Annotated in this window: 15 protein-coding genes and 1 pseudogene; 9 read left to right on the top strand and 7 right to left on the bottom strand. The window is 41.2% G+C overall.

Annotated features, from left to right (window positions below):
* The first annotated feature begins 182 nt into the window (after positions 1-182).
* From FTU35_RS12160 to FTU35_RS12190, 7 genes are all read left to right on the top strand, one after another.
* On the top strand, positions 183-1,625 hold the full coding sequence (locus tag FTU35_RS12160) for a phosphomannomutase/phosphoglucomutase (protein WP_004975308.1): 1,443 nt from the start codon (positions 183-185) through the stop codon (positions 1,623-1,625).
* Between the two features lie 10 nt (positions 1,626-1,635).
* Positions 1,636-2,541, top strand: a complete 906-nt coding sequence (gene argB, locus FTU35_RS12165) for an acetylglutamate kinase (RefSeq protein ID WP_004975310.1) — start codon at positions 1,636-1,638, stop codon at positions 2,539-2,541.
* 209 nt (positions 2,542-2,750) lie between these two features.
* Positions 2,751-3,551, top strand: a complete 801-nt coding sequence (locus FTU35_RS12170) for a GNAT family N-acetyltransferase (protein ID WP_026438333.1) — start codon at positions 2,751-2,753, stop codon at positions 3,549-3,551.
* A gap of 149 nt (positions 3,552-3,700) precedes the next feature.
* Positions 3,701-4,549, top strand: a complete 849-nt coding sequence (locus FTU35_RS12175; RefSeq protein WP_096902262.1) for a class II glutamine amidotransferase — start codon at positions 3,701-3,703, stop codon at positions 4,547-4,549.
* A 263-nt stretch (positions 4,550-4,812) separates the two neighbouring features.
* A complete protein-coding gene (locus FTU35_RS12180) occupies positions 4,813-5,268 on the top strand; it encodes a bacteriohemerythrin (RefSeq protein WP_154320417.1) in 456 nt (151 codons plus the stop codon).
* 145 nt (positions 5,269-5,413) lie between these two features.
* Entirely contained in the window at positions 5,414-6,499 is a 1,086-nt protein-coding gene (locus FTU35_RS12185; protein ID WP_179996017.1) for a hypothetical protein, read from the top strand.
* Entirely contained in the window at positions 6,496-6,816 is a 321-nt protein-coding gene (locus FTU35_RS12190; RefSeq protein WP_004975319.1) for an RnfH family protein, read from the top strand. Before FTU35_RS12185 ends, FTU35_RS12190 begins: the two co-directional genes overlap by 4 nt.
* A gap of 56 nt (positions 6,817-6,872) precedes the next feature.
* On the opposite strand, the gene FTU35_RS12195 is transcribed toward FTU35_RS12190, so the two are convergent.
* Complete coding sequence (locus FTU35_RS12195) at positions 6,873-7,271, bottom strand: outer membrane protein assembly factor BamE (RefSeq protein WP_004975323.1); 399 nt, start codon at positions 7,269-7,271, stop codon at positions 6,873-6,875.
* Between the two features lie 118 nt (positions 7,272-7,389).
* Between FTU35_RS12195 and fur the strand changes: the two genes are divergently transcribed.
* Positions 7,390-7,827, top strand: a complete 438-nt coding sequence (fur, locus tag FTU35_RS12200; protein WP_004975325.1) for a ferric iron uptake transcriptional regulator — start codon at positions 7,390-7,392, stop codon at positions 7,825-7,827.
* 72 nt (positions 7,828-7,899) lie between these two features.
* Here fur and FTU35_RS12205 read toward each other — a convergent pair whose 3' ends face one another.
* Positions 7,900-9,018 (bottom strand): PilT/PilU family type 4a pilus ATPase, encoded by a 1,119-nt coding sequence (locus tag FTU35_RS12205; protein WP_104852406.1) that lies wholly within the window; start codon positions 9,016-9,018, stop codon positions 7,900-7,902.
* Positions 9,019-9,039: 21 nt separating this feature from the next.
* Positions 9,040-10,077 carry a type IV pilus twitching motility protein PilT gene (locus tag FTU35_RS12210; RefSeq protein ID WP_180064767.1) on the bottom strand — a complete coding sequence of 346 codons (1,038 nt, stop codon included), beginning with the start codon at positions 10,075-10,077 and terminating at the stop codon, positions 9,040-9,042.
* A gap of 124 nt (positions 10,078-10,201) precedes the next feature.
* Between FTU35_RS12210 and FTU35_RS12215 the strand changes: the two genes are divergently transcribed.
* Entirely contained in the window at positions 10,202-10,891 is a 690-nt protein-coding gene (locus tag FTU35_RS12215) for a YggS family pyridoxal phosphate-dependent enzyme (protein WP_131261727.1), read from the top strand.
* A 360-nt stretch (positions 10,892-11,251) separates the two neighbouring features.
* On the opposite strand, the gene FTU35_RS12220 is transcribed toward FTU35_RS12215, so the two are convergent.
* The 4 genes and pseudogenes from FTU35_RS12220 to FTU35_RS12235 all read right to left on the bottom strand — a co-directional run.
* The gene (locus tag FTU35_RS12220; protein ID WP_004975329.1) at positions 11,252-11,527 is read right to left on the bottom strand and encodes a hypothetical protein; all 276 of its coding nucleotides are present in this window, start codon (positions 11,525-11,527) and stop codon (positions 11,252-11,254) included.
* Between the two features lie 139 nt (positions 11,528-11,666).
* Positions 11,667-15,278, bottom strand: a complete 3,612-nt coding sequence (locus FTU35_RS12225) for an SbcC/MukB-like Walker B domain-containing protein (RefSeq protein ID WP_180064768.1) — start codon at positions 15,276-15,278, stop codon at positions 11,667-11,669.
* A 9-nt stretch (positions 15,279-15,287) separates the two neighbouring features.
* Positions 15,288-16,538, bottom strand: a complete 1,251-nt coding sequence (locus FTU35_RS12230; protein WP_167846202.1) for an exonuclease SbcCD subunit D C-terminal domain-containing protein — start codon at positions 16,536-16,538, stop codon at positions 15,288-15,290.
* A 240-nt stretch (positions 16,539-16,778) separates the two neighbouring features.
* Positions 16,779-16,877 (bottom strand): annotated as a pseudogene (locus tag FTU35_RS12235) (IS1 family transposase); the annotation flags it as partial.

Genomic DNA, 16,877 nt, shown 5'->3' on the forward strand with positions numbered 1-16,877 from the left:
TTATCTGAAACTTTACCAACAATTCTTGAAAAGTAACGAAAGATGTACTAATAATGACAAGTAAATCACTAGCTCTGATGAGACCATTGCACATCTATTAAAAAATCTAATTAGAATTTTCAAAATATCTCGAGCCAAGATTTATTCACTTTATGTTGGCTCATCTTTGTAGTTGTAAGCCTATGAACAATCCACAAACACTTTTTCCTCAGCATATTTTTCGCGCTTACGACATTCGTGGCAAAGAAACTGTGCTGACCGCGAAATTGGTACACGCCATTGCACAAGGATTGGTGCAACAATATCAACAAGAAAAGCAAACTCAAATTAGTATTGGTTATGATGCGCGTTTAAATAGCCCCGCTTATGCTGAAATTATGCGCCAAGTCTTTCTTGCCCATCAATTTCAAGTGACGATGGTGGGTTGTTGTTCTAGCCCGATGTTGTATTTTATGGCACGACACACGGCAGGCAATGGCATTATGCTTACGGCCAGTCATAATCCAAAATCAGACAACGGCATTAAATGGATTGTGCAGGGCGAACCGCCAACCCCTGAAATGATTCAACACGTGGCACACGATGCAGCGCCATATTATTTAAATACCGATGCAGCACCATCCATCGCCTCACAACACGCCACCAATATTTCACATGAATTTATTGAAGATGCGTGTCAGCAATATCAGCAGGCAATGTTGAACGATATTCAACTGGCGGGCACTTTTAAAGTGGTTTTAGATGGGATGTATGGTTCGGCAGGTCATTGCGCTGCTTTGGTTTTGCAAAAAATGGGCTGTGAGGTGATTGCTTTACGCTGCGAAGCCAATGGTCATTTTCCAGAACATGCACCCGATCCATCACAAGAAAAACACTTACAACATTTAAAAGCTGCGGTGCGTGAACATCAGGCGGACATTGGCATTGCTTTAGATGGCGATGGTGATCGTGTCGTCCTCTTGGATGAACATGCCAATGTGCTTTCAGCAGATCGTTTGCTGTCTTTATTTGCAGAAATGTGTTTAAAAACTCATCCTCAGCATCAAGTGGTGTTTGATGTAAAATGCTCCACTATGGTGCGCAATACCGTGCGTGATTTGGGTGGCGAAGCGGTGATGATTCGCACGGGCAGTACCTTCTTGCGGCGTTATTTGGCGCAGTCGCAAGGCAAGGCAGTGTTCGGTGGCGAATACGCAGGACATTATGTATTCAATGATGGACGTGGTTTTGGCTATGACGATGGTATTTACGCAGCGCTGCGTGTGTTGGAATATTTAAGCCACAGTAATTACAGCAGCCTTTCGGCATTGATGCAGAAATACCCTGAGCGTTGCTGCACTGAAGACACGTATATCAGCACACGGAATATTGAACCGAGTGCGGTTTTAAATGATGTTGAAAGTTCTAGCCATCGCAGTGGTGCAGAATTAAGTAAAATAGATGGTGTAAGACTTGATTTTGAAGATGGATTTGGCATTATTCGAGCATCCAATACAGGCGAATATTTTACGGTGCGTTTTGATGCCGATAATCCATCACGACTGAATGATATTCGCGATACATTTGTTTCCATGTTAAGTGAGCGATACCCTGAAATCGCCCAAGACATTTTAGATGCTCAATAAGGAGAGGCGAATGCCACATCAACAGACTGGTATCGACAAAGCGCAAATTTTGACTGAAGCTTTGCCGTATATTCAACGTTTTGCGGGCAAGACCCTTGTTGTGAAATATGGCGGCAATGCCATGACCGATCCTGAGCTGGAAAGTTCTTTTGCTCGTGATATCGTGTTGTTAAAGACTGTAGGCTTAAACCCGATTGTGGTGCATGGCGGTGGTCCACAAGTGGATTCTATGCTCAAGCAATTGGGACGTGAGTCTGACCGTATTGATGGCATGCGTGTCACCGATCCTACGACTATGGAAGTCGTAGAAATGGTCTTGGGTGGTAGCGTCAACAAATCTATCGTCAATCTGATTAACCAACATGGCGGTCGTGCCATTGGTTTGACGGGTAAAGATGGTAACTTGATTCGCGCACAAAAATTATTGATGCAAAAAACTACTGAAACAGGCGAAGTACAACAAATTGACCTTGGTTTGGTGGGTGAAGTGGTGGGTGTCAAAACCGACGTGTTGGAAATGTTTACCAGCAGCGACTTTATTCCAGTGATTGCACCTTTAGGTGTCGATGATGCAGGCAATACCTATAACATTAATGCCGATTTAGTCGCAGGTAAAGTTGCCGAAGCATTGGGTGCGGAAAAGTTAATTTTGCTGACCAATATTACGGGTGTATTAGACGAAAATAAAAACCTGTTAACTGGTTTGACTACGCAGGAAGTAGATCGTTTAATTGATACAGGCGTGATTTACGGTGGCATGATTCCAAAAGTGGGTTGTGCATTGGATGCAGTTAAAGGCGGTGTAATCAGTGCACATATTGTAGATGGTCGTGTGCCACATGCTACTTTATTGGAAATCTTTACTGATCATGGTGTGGGAACATTAATTACCAACCGTGTCCAAACGCGTAAATAAAACTCTATAAGATGATCCCTAAAAGAGCTTCACAATTGAAGCTCTTTTTTATGTCAAATTTACGGCAAGAAACTGAAATTTTGTTGATTCAGCATCCTTGAAATTGCTTTGCACCTATCCTGCAATCTTAAAATTGTAGTCGCTAAAATCGCGGTCATCATAGTGTCATGCTGCTGTCCTAGTGTAGGAGAAAACATGAGGTATCTATGATGCTACAAAAATTAAATCAGTATCGTCAGCAGTTTAGCTTTCCTATGGTTAAAGTGGGTAAAGCACAGAAAAAAAACAGCAAAGCTACGCAATATGCGTTTGAATGGGTTGAAAATTTAAAGCAACTACAAGAAGTACAGCGCTTTCGTGCACAGCAATTTTCCAAGCAATTTGGCATTGAATTTGAATCGGGTTTAGATCAGGACTTGTACGATTTTGGCTGTGAACACGCCGTACTCAGAGATAAATCTACGGGTGAAATTGTTGCTTATACTCGTTTAAAACTTTGGCAAGGGCATGAGCTAGCCAACAGTTATAGTGCGCACGAGTTTAAAATTATAGATGAGTTAGGGCATCTCTCGAATATTGTCGAAATGGGGCGTACTTGTGTGCATCCACGTTATCGTTCAGGCAAAACACTCTCTATTTTATGGCTGAATTTAGTGCCTAAAGTGTTATGGGAAATGCGTGCCAAACACATGATTGGCTGTGTCAGTATTCGTTTGGAAGGTAATGAAGCACGCGCGTATCATACCCATCAAGCGATTCAACAATTGGCAGAAAATCAACGCTGCGATATTCAGTCACAGCAGCCGTTTGAGCCAAGTTGTCCAAGTCATAGCTTTAGCCAAGATGAACGAATACCTAAACTGTTTGATGTTTATCTGAAAATGAATGCTAAGCTGTCTGAGCAAGCATTTTATGACCGTGAGTTTAACTGTCTAGATTATTTTGTTTTGTTAGATGTGAAACAAATGGCGAAACATTTTATTCGCCAAAAGAAAGTGAAAGCATCTTAACTAGAATAATTAAGCAGAGATTTCTACAGCACTGCATATCTATGAAGTGGTACTGTAGAAATCTATTTATATTTTTCAGATTTGAATTATCCACATGGCTGATGCACAATAATCAGATAATTTCATTATTTGTATAAAGATAAGGCCTTATGTGTCAGTTGCTTGGAATGAATTGTGCGACACCTACCGATATTACCTTTTCATTTCGGGGATTTTCGCAGCGCGCAGGAATCACCTCAGATCATTCTGATGGCTTTGGCATTGCTTTTTTTGAAGATAAAGCTTGCCGTTTATTTGTCGATAACCAGTCTGCAGTGGAATCACCCATTGCAGAATTGATCCGCAACTATCCCATTAAATCGCGTAATGTGATTGCCCATATTCGTAAAGCGACACAAGGCAAAATTAATTTAGAAAATTCGCATCCGTTTAGTCGTGAGTTGTGGGGACGCCAATGGATTTTTGCCCATAATGGTGATTTACATGACTTTCATCCACGTTTATCAGGTCGTTTTACCCCAGTGGGTAATACCGACAGTGAACGTGCATTTTGTTATTTGTTAGATCAATTGGTAAATCGTTTTGGTTATGATGAGCCTAGCCTGACGCAAATTTTTGACTTGTTAGCCGAAATTTCTCCTAAAATTGCAGAACATGGCACTTTTAATTTTTGTTTGTCCAATGGTCAGGCATTATTTAGTTATGCGGTGACCAAATTACATTGGTTGGTGCGTGCTTATCCATTTCAACCTGCACAATTAATTGATTTAGATGTTGAGGTCGATTTTAGCCAAGTTACTACAGCAGAGGATTGTGTGGCAGTGATTACCACTGAACCCTTGACTCAAAATGAAACATGGACAGCATTTCAGCCAGGTGAAATGATTTTATTTCAACATGGACGCCCAATTAAAACCCAAATGACACATATTGCGCGTTTGGAACGTGAGCGTTTAAATCCTGAATTAAGACGGATCACCAAAGCGGATCAATACTAATTTATACGGGTATGTGTGGTTGAAAAATATTCATTTTATTATTGTACAATTCAATTAAATCAAGAATGAAAATGTATAAATTGGTTAATTAATAATTGATTCTTTTAGTCGGGTATTTTTGTTAAAATTTATTTAAATCAATGTCTTGTGTTGTTTTTGTGCGATTTAAACCAATCCCTACCAATTCGCTTCATTTTTATTTATGGGAAATACGGCTACCATTCCGCAATGTGATTAATCATTTATTTCTGTAAGGTGGTCGTATGAAGATGAAATGGGTTCCAGAATACAACACTGGTATCGATGTGATTGACGATCAGCATAAACGTATCCTCGATTATATTAATGAAATTGTTGAAATTAGCGATGGTACAGATCGAGCACGTGTAAAGCAGATTTTAGATAATATTATTGATTACACCCAGTCGCATTTTACGTTTGAAGAATCATTACAAGAAGAAGCGGGTTATAAATACCGCGTACCACATAAACGTGTACATGATTTATTCATTAAAAAAATTGAGTTTTATCGTGATCGTTTTGAAATGGGACAATCCATTGAAGGCGAATTGCATGAAGTTTTATCAAAATGGTTAATTAATCATATTCAACACGATGACGCCGATTATGTCGGTGCAGTGAAAGAGAATATGATGGGTATTATTAAGGAAAATGAGAAGAAGAAAGGTAAAGGCTGGTTCGCTCGTTTCTTCTCATAAGTCTGAAGCCATAAAAATGAAAGAATAAAAATTATAAATTTGCGCAGCAAGCTATCTAACGATAGTTTGCTTTTTCTTTTTTGAGGTTTTGCTTTTCCTTGATGACAAAGGCAAAATAGCCGTAGATTTTTATTAGGACAGCGTCATGCAGGACAATGCTATGTCACGATGGTTATCGCCGCTGATGGCATTTGGTTTATCATTCATTATTATTGCCACACTCGCACCAATGACAGGTATTCAGGTTGAGCGTCAGCTCGACTTTTGGTTGTTGTGGTTAGCAACCATGCTGATTTTGGCATTACCGATTACTTATTTGGAAATTGCCTTAGCCAAACGCTCAAAAACGACAGCATTACAAGCACTTTTAAGTTTAACCCGTGATGCCGATGCTTCTCAAAAATGGCGTTTGGTGGGCTGGCTTGCAGTGGTGTTCATTCCATTTTTAGCAGGCGGTTTGTTGTCTAATGCTGCGCAAATTTTAAATCAATATGCCGCTGCAGACTTGGCTAGTCATGTCTTGTTTGTGATTGTGGCTATTTTCGCACTGGCATTGTCATTAGTGCCGCGTCAAATTTTATTGCTATGTACCGCTGTTGCTGTTGTGGCGGCTTTGGTTTTATCGATGGTGATGGGTTCAGAACTCCCTGCATGGCAAGTCACCTCAATTGAGTTTAGCGAATGGGGCAGTGCAACCGTTTTGGCTTTGGTGGCCAGTGGTTTAGGCATGGGCTTGTACTGGCAAACTAGTTTGCCGCAAGTACAGCAACAATCTGCAGCAACTTCAACGGTATTGCCAATTTGGATTGCACAGCTATTGGCAGTCGTTGCTTTTGCATTCTTTGCCGTGCAAGCACAAATTCCAGCGTTGGCTTTGGTGGTGGCAACTGTTGCAGCAGCAGCGGTTCTATTGCAATTGGCACGTGAACAATTGGCACAACGTCAAATGGCGGTTGCGATTCAGTGGATTGTATTGATTGCAGCAACTTTGGTTTGGGCAATTCCTGCCATTGGTCCTGTATTTAATTTTGCCTTATTGCTTTGGGGCTTAGTTATTTGTTTGATTTACGCAATTTTTGCAGGCTGGATTATGAAAATCAGCCATTTGCGTAAAGCCATGAACTTTAGCAGTGAAGCCTTTTATAACATTTGGCGTATTGCGGTACGTGTGGTGTTACCTGTATCTATCGTAGTGGCGATGGTGGCGTTAATTGGACAGTGGATCGCATGAGTCAAATGGCGCAGGTTTGGGTGGCGTATGCCACACCCGAACAACAATGGCATGTGGCTGTCGCATTTCAGCAGGGCATGACTGTACTGGATGCAATTCAGCAGAGTGGACTTGTGACAGCAACGACTTTACCTGAACCGTTGATGCTGGGTATTTTTGGTGTACGGGTTGAGCCGCAGCATGTATTACAAGCAGGTGATAGGGTTGAGATTTATCGTGCTTTGACCATTAACCCGAAAGATATTCGTCGTAAACGTGCCGCAAAGAACCCAGTAGGGCGTTATGCCAAAAGCAATCGCTTGAGACAATTGCAATGATTTAAAAAACCCCTCAGATGAATTTCAGTGAGGGGTTTCTTTTTATTCTAAAGCGGCTATAGTGGTGGCGCGTTGAGAATCGCTTCTTTCGATCCTGGTAGGCCTGGTTGAGATTCTGGAATCGTTTCCAATCCTTCAACTTTTTCTACAATACCATTTTGATTGAAAAAGATTTTCAAATGCTGACCATGCGCGGCAGGGATCTTGGCTTTTTTAGCATAAGTTCCTGGGATATAGTTGTAAATGTAGTCCCAACGTAATGGATTCATCGGGTCGGCGATGGTAGGACTGCCCAGCAAAAAGCGGACTTGTTGATGACTCATACCGACTTGGACTTTAGACGCTTGAGCTTGGGTTAAAGGTGTACCCTGTGGAATATCGACTTTATAAACGCCCAAGGTCGAACAGCCTGCGAGCAGTGAAGTGACCAATAACGTCAACATGATTTTTTGCATTTTGCTACACTATCCCAAATTAATTATGATGCATTTGATCTTGATCCAGTGTTAGATCATACTGCATCTTAACTTTGTTGCATATTCCAACTTTAATTTTGTTGAGAGACCTTTTTTCATGCCTATTTCAAATCAAGAATTACGCAAAGCTGGACTTAAAGTTACCCTTCCACGAATTAAAATCTTAGAATTATTAGAAAATTCAAAACAACATCATTTAAGTGCAGAAGATATCTACAAAACTTTACTCGATCAGGGTGAAGATGTGGGTTTAGCAACTGTGTATCGTGTGTTAACACAGTTTGAAGCTGCAGGCATTATTGAGCGTCATAATTTTGAGAACAATCATTCTGTGTTTGAAATTATGCAGGAAGATCACCACGACCACTTGGTTTGCTTGAACTGTAGCAAAGTGGTTGAATTTATTAACGATACCATTGAAAAAGAACAGCATGATGTGGCAGAGAAATTTGGTTTTGAGCTCACAGGGCACTCGCTGAATTTATATGGTTATTGTGATGCGCCAGAATGTCGTGAAGCCTTACGCAAGAAATAATTTGCTGTAAGCATAAAAAATAGGCTTCCGTATGGAAGCCTATTTTGTTTGTGTTTAAGCATTGTTGCGAAGTTATTGCCCATCGAAGGTAATATTCGAAGTTGCATGTAACAAGCGCTCGCCACCTTCTTCTGCAAGTTTGATTTGTAGACGCAAATCGTTTGGCGAGTCGGCGTGTTTAAGTGCATCTTTGTAGCTAATTTGCTTGGCTTTATAGAGGTCGTATAAAGCTTGGTCAAAGGTTTGCATACCCAACTCACGTGAACGCTTCATCAGGTCTTTAATTTCGTGCACATCACCTTTACGGATTAAATCTGCAATCAGTGGTGAGTTAATTAAAATTTCAATCGCAGCACGACGTGAGTTGCCATCAATGGTTGGAATTAACTGCTGTGCCACAATCGCTTTCAGGTTTAGCGATAAATCCATGAACAACTGGTTATGACGGTCTGCTTCAAAGAAGTGAATAATACGGTCAATTGCTTGGTTAGCGTTGTTGGCGTGTAGGGTGGCAAATACCAAGTGACCTGTTTCGGCAAAGGCAATTGCATAATCCATGGTTTCGCGGGAACGAATCTCACCAATCAGAATTACATCAGGCGCTTGACGCAAGGTATTTTTTAATGCGATTTCAAAGGAGTCGGTATCAATCCCGACTTCACGCTGGGTAATAATACAGCCTGCATGTTCATGCACAAATTCAATCGGGTCTTCAATGGTAATGATATGACCTTTGGAATTTTGGTTGCGGTAACCAATAATAGACGCTAAAGAGGTCGATTTACCTGTACCTGTCGCACCTACAAAAATGATGATGCCACGTTTGGTCATCGCCAAATCTTTGAGAATAGGTGGCAGTTTCAAGTCATCCATGGTCGGGATTTTGGTTTCAATCCGACGGAGTACCATGCCCGGCTCATCACGTTGTTGGAATGCGCTGACACGGAAACGTGCTGTTTTTTCACGGTTGGTAATCGCAAAGTTACATTCACGGGTTTCGGCAAATTCCTTGCGCTGTTTTTCACTCATAATTGAGTTAAGCAGCTGACCGACAATTTCACCTGTAAGTTTACTTTTGGCTACAGGCACAATTTGTCCATGAATTTTCATGGAAGGTTCAACATCGGCTGTAATAAACAAGTCAGACGCTTTTTGCTGAATCATTAAATTCAGTAAATCATTAAAGTCCATCGCGTATCTCGAATTTTAAACTTATAAGAATGATTCAGGCTGTTTTGCAACCGTACGAGCCGTTTGTGGGCTAATCACACCGCGCGATACCAAGTTTTTCAAACTCTGGTCAAGGGTGGTCATACCGTAGTTGGCACCAGTCTGAATTGCCGAGTACATTTGAGCTACTTTGTTTTCACGAATCAGGTTACGCACTGCAGGAATACCAATCATGATTTCATGCGCAGCTACACGACCACCACCATTTTTCTTGAGCAGGGATTGTGAAATGACGGCTTGTAAAGATTCAGACAACATGGCACGTACCATGTCTTTTTCTTCGGCAGGGAATACGTCAATCACACGGTCAATGGTTTTTGCTGCAGAGGTGGTGTGTAGCGTACCAAATACCAAGTGACCCGTTTCAGCAGCAGTCAGTGCCAAACGAATGGTTTCTAAGTCACGCATCTCACCCACTAGAATAATGTCAGGGTCTTCACGCAGTGCCGAACGTAATGCTTCGTTAAAGCCATGCGTATCACGGTTTACTTCTCGTTGGTTAACCAAACATTTTTTAGATTGGTGTACAAATTCGATTGGGTCTTCGACGGTCAGAATATGGTCGTAGCGATTGTCATTAATAAAGTCAATCATCGCGGCAAGTGTGGTTGATTTACCTGAACCCGTTGGGCCTGTCACCAATACCAAACCACGTGGATATTCACAAATATCTTTAAAGATTTGTCCCATGCCTAAATCTTCAAGGGTCAAAACTTTAGAAGGAATGGTACGGAATACTGCACCTGCACCACGGTTTTGGTTAAATGCGTTCACACGGAAACGAGCCACGCCTGGGACTTCAAAAGAAAAGTCCGTTTCTAGATTTTCTTCATAATCACGACGTTGTTTATCATTCATAATGTCGTACACTAATTTGTGTACTTCTTTATGTTCTAATGCTGGTAAGTTAATTCGACGAACTTCACCATCCACACGAATCAGTGGTGGCATGCCCGCAGATAAGTGTAAATCCGAAGCGCCGTTTTTAGCGGAGAACGCCAATAATTCTGTAATATCCATGAAAGTCCCCGAGATCAATTAAATCTTAATTATTTTGATAGAATAATACGGCTTTCCATCAGCTTAACCAACTGTTAGTTGCTGGACAAGGTAAAAAAAGATGAATGAAATGAGAAATGCATCAATGAATAATCTGCAGCTTATGCGCACTCAGGTTTTGCAACAAATTCAACAGGCATGCCAGTTGGCACAGCGCGAGCCAAATACGGTGCAATTGTTGGCAGTGTCTAAGACTCATCCGAGTGAAGCCTTGCGTGAAATGTATGCGACAGGGCAGCGCGCTTTTGGCGAAAATTATTTGCAAGAAGCTTTGGATAAAATGCAGGCCCTGAGTGATTTAGAAATTGAATGGCACTTTATTGGGCATGTGCAGCGCAATAAAACCAAACATTTGGCAGAAAAATTTGCATGGGTGCATGGGGTAGATCGTTTGATTATTGCCGAGCGTTTATCGAATCAGCGCGATGCTCAACAAGTGCCCCTGAATATTTGTTTACAAGTAAATATTGATGCGCAAGACACGAAGGATGGTTGTCAGCCGAGCGAAGTTGCAGAATTAGTCCGACAGATCAGCCAATTACCGCATTTAAAACTACGCGGTTTGATGGTGATTCCTGCACCTGACCATCCTCAAGCTTTTCAAGATGCCAAACAATTGTTTGATGCAGTGAAAGCACAACATGCACAACCTGAAGATTGGGATACTTTGAGTATGGGGATGTCGGGCGATTTAAATGCCGCAATTGCAGCAGGTTCAACTATGGTACGGATTGGTACAGCATTGTTTGGCGCACGTGACTATTCCAAGGCTTAATTGCTAGATGAACAAAGAATCTGCCAAGATTTTGCAAACATTATCTTGTACGTTTTGGCTGACATGAAATGCGGAAATTTGCGGCTAGTGCTGAAGGTTGGATTTTCTTAATATGAACTTATCGGGAAACAGGGAGTTTCCTAAATAAGAAGAATAAGAAATAGAACAACACGGAAGTGCTTGGTACGACAGGAGTTATACCAAAAACTGAATCTAGAAAGCCTCGACAGGATGTCGAGGCTTTTTTAGTTATGTATGCTGTAAAGCTGTCAAAGTTTTGGCTTGTGTAGATTATTTTTAATAACTTTCACTATTTTTAGAAAGCGCCACTCCCGTCCAGTAAATAGGTGAAGTAGACATTCAAGATTTATTTTCTATCCAGATTCGAATACGGGCAATCAGTAAAAATAGCAAAAAACAGAACTGAAAGAAGCCTGTGAAAATGATGGTCCAACCGCTATTTCCAGGTGTTTTTCTTGCATCCAACTCAATGACTAAAGTGCAGACGGTGAGAATGATTTCAAAAATTAAAACCGCTTTAAAAACCCAAGGTTTAGGGAAACGTATTAACCATGTGAGAAAAATAATACTTAAACTGGGCAATACAGCAAAGAGAATAATCGTTTTTATATCCATAAAATTAAGTACTTAAAGTGTGTGTGATTTTAAAATAAATTCAATACAACTTCATGGAAGCCTAAAATCTGAAATCTCACAGTCATCTCAATAATTCTTCAATCGACAAATAATCTTCAGATTTTAGGCAGTATTGGCTTTAACCCACCACATTGACTTCACTTGCCCCTGCACCCACTGGTTTGACTTGAATTTGCACAGGAATTCGTTCGTGCATTTCCTGAATATGCGAAATCAGCACCACTTTACGTCCCTGACTTTGCAGATGGTCTAAGGCATTCATCACCATGTGCAAGGAAGTCGGGTCGAGAGTGCCAAAGCCTTCATCAATAAATAGCGATTCCAGTTTCATTGAGCCAGATGCCATATTGGCAATTGCCAGTGCCAAAGCTAAAGAAACCAAAAAGGTTTCGCCACCCGATAAAGACAGAACAGGGCGAATTTCACTGTTCATATCTAAATCAATAATCGCCAACCCCAAACTGTCAGGAATACGATGCAACTGATAACGCGAACTCAGTGGCAGCAATTGCTGATTGGCGTATTCCACCAAAATATCCAAGTGATGTTCTTGAGCAATTTTCTTAAATTTCGTACCTTCTTTATGCCCAATTAAATCGTAAATACGTCCCCAGCGGTATTCTTCAGCTTTGATACTTTCAATTTGAGTTTGATAGGTAGCAAAAATCCCTTGATTGGTGCTATTCAGGCGTAGCTGTGCCTCAATCTCATTATAGTTTTGCTGTTGTTTGGCTTTGTCTGTTTGCAGCGCTGCCAGTTGCGTGGTGACCTCGTCAAAACTCAGTTGTGGCTGTTGCTTTAAGTGTTTTTGATATTGCTCTTCCAATGTTTGCCAAGCCGTTTTAGCACTCTCCAAACTGTTTTGTTGTTGCTGCAGCATGTTGCGTATTTGCTGATGTTCGGCATAAGAAATCTGTAAACATTTATCAATGATGCTGGCTTGAAAATGCGTGTGTGTCGCTTGCCACGTTGCAATGTGTTGCTGACATTCAGTGTGTTGCTGCATGCGCTGTTGAATTCTACTATCCAAACCATGTTTTTGCAGTTGTAAGTCTTTTAACACCTGTTCTGCTTGATTAAGTACAGTTCGTTGTGTGCTAAGTGCAAGATTGAGTTGCTGTTGTTGCTGATCTAAAGCCTGCTGCCATTCTTGATAGGTCTGATATTCACATCCCGCATGAGTTCTTGTAAGCTGCTTAATTTGATCACGCAGCTCACTTCCTGCAGTTTTAATCTGCTGCAGTTGTAGGGTTTTCTCTGCATGTTGCTGTTGTAAAAATAGCAACTTTTCTTGCACTTGCTGCTGTTGTTGAGTCAGTTGTTCAATCGTTTTGCTCAGTTGAACTTGCTGCTGCTGCAAGTGATGACGTTGCTCTAACTGTTGTAAGGCATTTTGATAGTATTCAATCGGTTGATTGAGCCAAGCGTGTCTTTGTTCTGCATCTAAAAGCGACAAAATAGGCTGTAAACGCTGAGCGAGGTCTTGGCGTTGTTGAATAGCATATTTGAGTTGTTCTGCCTGCTGTGCAGCATTGCGCCATTGTTTCAGGGTATCGTTTGCTTGTTGAATACTCTGCTGCAAGTGTTGAGTGGATTGATGTGTTGTTGCCCAATGTTGCTGTACGTGTTCAATTTGCTTTGCAACAGGCAGCGCTGCATCCAAATCTAAAGATAAGGATGTTGCAAGCTGTTGCACCAATGTCTGTTGTTGTTCAAGTTGCTGTTGCAGTTCAAGACTGCGTTGTTGTTGTTGATGATAAGTTGCATCGTATTGACTGCGAGCACGCTCCAATTGTTGTAGCTGTTTTTGCGCATGCTCAAATTCAGTTTTGGCCTGCTGCAATTGCTGATCCTGCAATTGGTTTAAAGCGTCACTGAGTAAATTTTCATGCTGAATAAACGGATGTTCATGGCTGCCGCAGACCATACAGGCTTCATTCGGTTTTAATTGGGCACGTAAATCCTGCACACTTTGATGCTGCAATAAACGCTGCTGTTCAAAAATCTGCTGTAATTGTTGCAAGGCTTGTTCAGTAATTTGCACTTGCTGCTGTTGGGTTTGAATTTGAGTCTGTGTCTGCTGTTGCAGACTTAAAGTTTCTTGCTGACGCTGTTGTAACTGCTCAAATAGGGTGGTCTGTTGTTGCCATTGTTCAAGTGCCTGTCGCAAGCGCTCTAAAACATGCACACTCTTTAAAGCATGTTGTAATTGCTGTTGCTCTGCCGTGAGTTGCTGCTCAAGTTGTTCAGGATGTTGATATTGTTTTTCCCAAACCAACAGTTGTTGCTGTGTATGTTGTTGTTGCTCAATTAAAGTATCTAATGCAGATTGGAACAGCGTAGGGTTTTGCTGACGTAGTTGCTGTTCAAGCTGCAAATAATCTTGCAGACGTTGCAACGTAAGGGCTAAATTATCATCAAAATTTGCCCATGCCGCAGTCTGTTTGAATTGCTGTTGTAAATGTTGCTGTTGTTGTTGCTCGGTTGCAAGTTGAGTCGTCAGTTGCTTCAAATGATTTTGCACAGGCTGAATTTGCTGCTCTGCAAATAATTTTTGTGCAGCATCCAAAGCGGTATATTGTTGAAGTTTGCTAGAAATTTCATGTTGTAACTGTGCCGCAATTTCAAGTTGTGGTTTCAATTGTTCAACATGCTGCTGCCATGCCTGAAGGTCTTTTTCCGCTTGCTGTTGCTGACTAATCGCTTGCTGTTGTGCGTATTCCGCTTGTTGCAAGTTTGGTTCAAATTTCAAAAGCTGCTGATTCAGATTTTTTAGCTCGGTATCTGCTTGCTGACGCAAGACAAATTGCTCGCGGATGGTTTGAAATTCATCTAAATGTTTGAGCAATTGTTTTTGAGAGGCGAGTTTAAGATCGGCATCGACTTGAACATCATATATTTCTTTTTTAGCTTGGGTGCTGGCATAGAGTTCATGGCAATCTTTGTGCCATTTCACATCATTTTCATACAGTTTTTCGGTTTGGGTCAGCAAAGCTAATTGTTGACTTAGGTCATGTTGTTGGGTTTCTAAGTCTTTTAGTGCTTCATCGCTGAGGAGCACCACATGCCCCATGACATTTTCAAGATCTGTTCGCTTTTGTTTAATTTCACTAAATTTAACGGCTGCACGTTTACTGACTTCGGTAAAAATTTGCGAATTGGTTAAATATTCAAGTAAATCTGCCCGTTCATGGTCTTTGGCTTTTAAAAATGCCCCAACTTCCGATTGTGCCAATAATACTGCGCGTGTGAATTGCTCAAAACTAAGGCCAATCAACTGCTCTACAATTGGCGTAGCTTCAGAAATTCTTTGATTTAAAACCCGTTGTTCATCTAAGCAGGTGATGGCACGTTCAACTTTTAAATTCCCATCCACTTTATTGTGCGCACGGCGAATTTGCCAACGTGCCGAATAGCGTTTTTGATCAAGCGCGATAAATTCAAGTTCTGCAAAGCCAGAAGTCGTACCACGACGTAAAATATGTTTAGAATCTTTTAAGGAAATTTCTTTGCCTGCGGTATCGGTCAGGCTGCCTGTTGCACCTCTCAAACGTGGAATTTCGTCATAAAGTGCCAAACACATGGCATCCAGCAAAGTCGATTTGCCTGCACCAGTTTTGCCCGTAATTGCAATTAAACCTGCCTGTGCCAGTGGCTCATCTTCAAAATTGATGACATGCGTGCCTGCCAAAGATGCCAAATTATTTAAACTTAAACGTAAAATTTTCATGGCAAATCCTTAAGCTTTATTCTGATCAAGTTCTTGTTGGGCTTCGGCCAAAAGCTGTAAAAAATCTTGGCTCACTTCTGGGTCAGGTTGATAGCCCATTTTTTCCCATAAATCTAAAAATAATTTTTCAGGCGTAGGCGGCTCTAAATCAATTTTTGATTGTTGCACGTTCGAGTTTTCACAGTTTTGAAAGCGTCGTGCAATGCGCAGTAAACGATAGCGGTTGGCAGGAAGTGCTTGTTCAATTTGTTGGCGTAAATCAATGGGTGGCGGGGCATCGCTGATATATTCAATTTCTAAAAAATGCCGTGCGCAAACTTCTGCAATTTCATCTTTTGGCAATTTATTCAGTTCGGTGATTAATTCAGAAAGTTCACAGCGAATCCGAAGCAGCTCTACCGTACGTGGAATAAGCAAGCTTTCATATTGGAAACGCTGTGCATCAGCCTGTAATGGATCAATCCTAACTTCAAGGACTTGGTGTTTATAATTCAGCTCGCTAAATGATAAAGGGATGGGTGAGCCGCTATAGCGAATGTGTGGCTGTCCGACCTGTTGCGGTTTGTGTAAGTGTCCGAGTGCGACATAGTCAATCACTTCATCAAACAGCGCAGTCGATAAGGCTTCTTCATTCCCCACTACAATGGGGCGTTCTGAGTCGGAAGTTTCGCCACCTTGCATGTGTGCATGTGACATTAAAATCAGGGCTTGATTTGGCTGTTTACGAGCTTTGGCTTCTGCAATCAGTTGTTGATGTAAGTAAGCAACCGCAGATTGATTGTCACTGCTATGTTCATTTAAACCTGTAATTTCTGCACTGCGTAAATAGGGCAGGGTCAGACACCATGCCACAATATTTTGCGCAGCGTCATAAATAGGCACTAGGAGTTTATCTAAATCTAATTTTTGCTCGGCTGTTTTACCAATCACGCCCACAGCTTTGGCGTTGAAGCGGTCTAAAAAGGGTTCAACTTGCTCAATGCGATACCCAGAGTCATGATTGCCTGCAATCATTAAGGTTTGCATGTGTGGAGCAAGCACATGCGCATCGGTAAGGAATTGATAGAGTTGTTTCTGAGCGCTCGAAGCAGGATTGACCACATCAAAAATATCGCCTGCTATGAGCAGGGCATTCGGCTGTTTGCTTTTAATTTGAGTTAAGAGCCAATTTAAAAATTCAGTATGTTCATATTCACGTTCATGGTGATGGAAAAATTGCCCCAAATGCCAATCAGACGTATGTAAAAAATGAACAGCCATGCGTGTTCCAATCTTGATGTTGAATTATGGGATAACTTAACATAACTGAGCGCAACACTGCGGCAAAAAACCAGTTTTCTGCTTTTAAAGCGACAATTTAGGTCGCAGAGATTTTAAAGAGAAGGGAAAGTAAAATCTGTCGTGATCTGTATAGAAAAATATAGAGAGTTAAAATACTGATGTTAGAAAGGCTAAAAAAAGACCTTAAAAAATGGTGGTGTTTCAAAAAGTATGCTGACATTAAATGAAGCCATTATTGATGTAAAAAAAGGTTAAGTCGAAAGCTTTAAAATGGTTTTCAATCTTTTTTGAAAAATTACAACTCCTTCTAAAACCGCG

Origin of the sequence: Acinetobacter sp. YH12095 (genome assembly GCF_013419245.1) — a bacterium.
Lineage (GTDB): Bacteria > Pseudomonadota > Gammaproteobacteria > Pseudomonadales > Moraxellaceae > Acinetobacter > Acinetobacter towneri.

Bases quoted from the DNA above. Each gene is read 5' to 3' on its own strand.
- FTU35_RS12160 (WP_004975308.1), top strand. From the start codon at position 183: ATGAACAATCCACAAACACTTTTTCCTCAGCATATTTTTCGCGCTTAC.
- argB (WP_004975310.1), top strand. From the start codon at position 1,636: ATGCCACATCAACAGACTGGTATCGACAAAGCGCAAATTTTGACTGAA.
- FTU35_RS12170 (WP_026438333.1), top strand. From the start codon at position 2,751: ATGCTACAAAAATTAAATCAGTATCGTCAGCAGTTTAGCTTTCCTATG.
- FTU35_RS12175 (WP_096902262.1), top strand. From the start codon at position 3,701: ATGTGTCAGTTGCTTGGAATGAATTGTGCGACACCTACCGATATTACC.
- FTU35_RS12180 (WP_154320417.1), top strand. From the start codon at position 4,813: ATGAAGATGAAATGGGTTCCAGAATACAACACTGGTATCGATGTGATT.
- FTU35_RS12185 (WP_179996017.1), top strand. From the start codon at position 5,414: ATGCAGGACAATGCTATGTCACGATGGTTATCGCCGCTGATGGCATTT.
- FTU35_RS12190 (WP_004975319.1), top strand. From the start codon at position 6,496: ATGAGTCAAATGGCGCAGGTTTGGGTGGCGTATGCCACACCCGAACAA.
- FTU35_RS12195 (WP_004975323.1), bottom strand. From the start codon at position 7,271: ATGCAAAAAATCATGTTGACGTTATTGGTCACTTCACTGCTCGCAGGC.
- fur (WP_004975325.1), top strand. From the start codon at position 7,390: ATGCCTATTTCAAATCAAGAATTACGCAAAGCTGGACTTAAAGTTACC.
- FTU35_RS12205 (WP_104852406.1), bottom strand. From the start codon at position 9,018: ATGGACTTTAATGATTTACTGAATTTAATGATTCAGCAAAAAGCGTCT.
- FTU35_RS12210 (WP_180064767.1), bottom strand. From the start codon at position 10,077: ATGGATATTACAGAATTATTGGCGTTCTCCGCTAAAAACGGCGCTTCG.
- FTU35_RS12215 (WP_131261727.1), top strand. From the start codon at position 10,202: ATGAATAATCTGCAGCTTATGCGCACTCAGGTTTTGCAACAAATTCAA.
- FTU35_RS12220 (WP_004975329.1), bottom strand. From the start codon at position 11,527: ATGGATATAAAAACGATTATTCTCTTTGCTGTATTGCCCAGTTTAAGT.
- FTU35_RS12225 (WP_180064768.1), bottom strand. From the start codon at position 15,278: ATGAAAATTTTACGTTTAAGTTTAAATAATTTGGCATCTTTGGCAGGC.
- FTU35_RS12230 (WP_167846202.1), bottom strand. From the start codon at position 16,538: ATGGCTGTTCATTTTTTACATACGTCTGATTGGCATTTGGGGCAATTT.